This is a genomic window from Novosphingobium sp. FSW06-99 (assembly GCF_001519065.1).
Classification (GTDB): domain Bacteria; phylum Pseudomonadota; class Alphaproteobacteria; order Sphingomonadales; family Sphingomonadaceae; genus Novosphingobium.
In genome coordinates this window covers 1-823 of the sequence record NZ_KQ954283.1, presented here as the reverse complement: position 1 = coordinate 823, position 823 = coordinate 1, and the positions used below count along the sequence as shown (strand labels likewise).

Here is an 823-nt window from a genome sequence, read left to right as displayed (position 1 = left end):
AGGGCTTGTGGGGATTTAGGATTCCCATTTGTTCGGAGATGTGATTCACACTTCGGATGGAACGCTTCGTACTGACCGATGCCCAATGGGCAAAGATGGAACCGCACTGTTTGGGCAAGCCAGCGGACCCCGGGCGCAGCGGCAGGAACAATCGGCTTTTTCTGGAGGCGGTGCTCTGGATTGTTCGAACGGGCAGTCCTTGGCGTGATCTGCCTGCGGTGTTCGGCAACTGGAGCACAGCCTTTCGACGGTTCAGAGACTGGCGCGAAGCCGATGTTTTCAAATCGATTTTCGACGCGCTGTCAGATGAGCCCGACATGGAATACGCGATGGTCGATGCCACTATCGTCAAGGTTCACCGTCACGGACAGGGCGCAAAAGGGGGACTCAGAGCCAGGCCATTGGTCGCTCCAAAGGCGGCATGACAACAAAGATACTGGCTCTGACCGATGCGCTGGGCAATCTCGTCCGCTTTCACCTGATGCCCGGCAATCGTTACGACAGCATTGGTGTCGCCCCTCTGATCGAGGGCATCGCGTTCGGGGCATTGCTCGCCGACAAGGCCTTCGACAGCAACAATATCGTCGCCGACCTCAATGAACGGGGCGCCAAAATCGTGATTTCCCAACATCCACGACGCACCAAACCCATCCCGCTCGACGAGGAAATGTACAAGTGGCGGCACCTCATTGAAAACTTCTTTTGCAAACTCAAAGAGTTCAAGCGCATCGCCATGCGCGCCTGCAAATCAGACCGGAGTTTCGAGGCTATGATCTACCTCGCAGCAGCCGTCATCAATTCACGATGAATCCCCACAAGCCCT

At 56.1% G+C, this 823-nt stretch carries 1 protein-coding gene; it reads left to right on the top strand.

Annotated features, from left to right (window positions below; translation table 11 throughout):
- The first annotated feature begins 56 nt into the window (after positions 1 to 56).
- A protein-coding gene (locus tag AQZ49_RS22020) for an IS5 family transposase (RefSeq protein ID WP_156428444.1) occupies positions 57 to 808 on the top strand; the annotation gives its coding sequence in 2 pieces (ribosomal slippage) (positions 57 to 387 and positions 387 to 808; 753 coding nt in all).
- The last annotated feature ends 15 nt before the right edge of the window (positions 809 to 823 follow it).